General features: G+C 76.5%; 1 protein-coding gene. It reads right to left on the bottom strand.

Translation table 11 applies throughout. From position 1 onward, the window contains the following. Positions 1–700, bottom strand: a 700-nt coding sequence (locus AA75_RS38695; RefSeq protein WP_033825123.1) for an ADP-ribosylglycohydrolase family protein, incomplete at its 3' end; no start/stop codon positions are given. Between the last annotated feature and the right edge of the window lie 349 nt (positions 701–1,049).

Here is a 1,049-nt window from a genome sequence, read left to right as displayed (position 1 = left end):
GGACCCGGCTGCCGTTGCCCAGGACGTCGGCGGCCCGCCACGGCTCGGTGTCCGCGGGCAGCCCGGCCGCCGTCCGCAGGCCGTCCCGGACCGGCCCGGCGGGAGTCCGACCCGCCACCTCGGCCAGCAGCTCCGCCCCGGACGGCGCCGGCCGGTTGCGGCTGCGGGCCGCGAGCGCCGCCGCCACCGCGACGGCCACCGCGCCCGCGACGCCCTCCGGATGGGCGTGCGTGACCTCCGCCGAGAACACGGCCTGCTCGGCGGCCTCCTCCAGGTCCTCGCAGAACCAGGCGCCCAACGGCGCCACCCGCATCGCCGCCCCGTTGCCGAGACTGCCCTCACCCCCGAACAGACCGCGGGCCTCGGTCCGCCACCCGGCGGGCCGCTCGGCCAGCCGGGGCAGCAGCCGGTGCATGCCGTGCCCGTACCCCCGGCCGACGTCGGCCAGGTAGGTCACCCCGAACGCCTCCGCCAACAGCTCCTGGTGCACCGCGCCGTGCGCCGTCAGCACCCCGTACACCGACAGCGCCATGGCGGTGTCGTCCGTCCAGTGCCACGGCGACTCGGCGGGCGTCCGGCGCTCCCGGATCGACTCGAACGCCTCCTGCGGCGAACGGAACAGCGGGAACCACCGCTCCCCGAACGCATCGCCGAGGGCCAGGCCTTGCAGGGCATCACGAGCAACATCGGACGAGGTCATGGCCCGCATGCTGCCAGCGCCGCGCACCCCGTGCACCCGAATTCGGCCGACTCCGGCCGGACTCCGCCCGCCCGTAACGCCGTTCGGCGAAGCGCCTCCTGGCGGATCCCGGTGCGACGGACTGCCGACCGGGATCGACCCCGAACCGGGGTGCCCCGCGCCCGGAGGCGAGCGGAGCATGTCACACTGGCGATCATGACCCCTGACCGCCGCAGCCTCGGGCTGCCCGCCTTCTCCGAATCCGCCACGGACGCCCCGCTCCCCGCCCAGGCCACCGCAGCCCGGCTGCTCCCGGTCGAGCAGGGCGCCGACTTCCGGCAGCCGCCCGGCGTGGAGGACTCGCAGCTGT

Origin of the sequence: Kitasatospora sp. MBT63, assembly GCF_000710465.2 — a bacterium.
Lineage (GTDB): Bacteria > Actinomycetota > Actinomycetes > Streptomycetales > Streptomycetaceae > Kitasatospora.
Note: the sequence above shows the minus strand (reverse complement) of the source record. Positions and strands in the feature narration are given on the sequence as shown.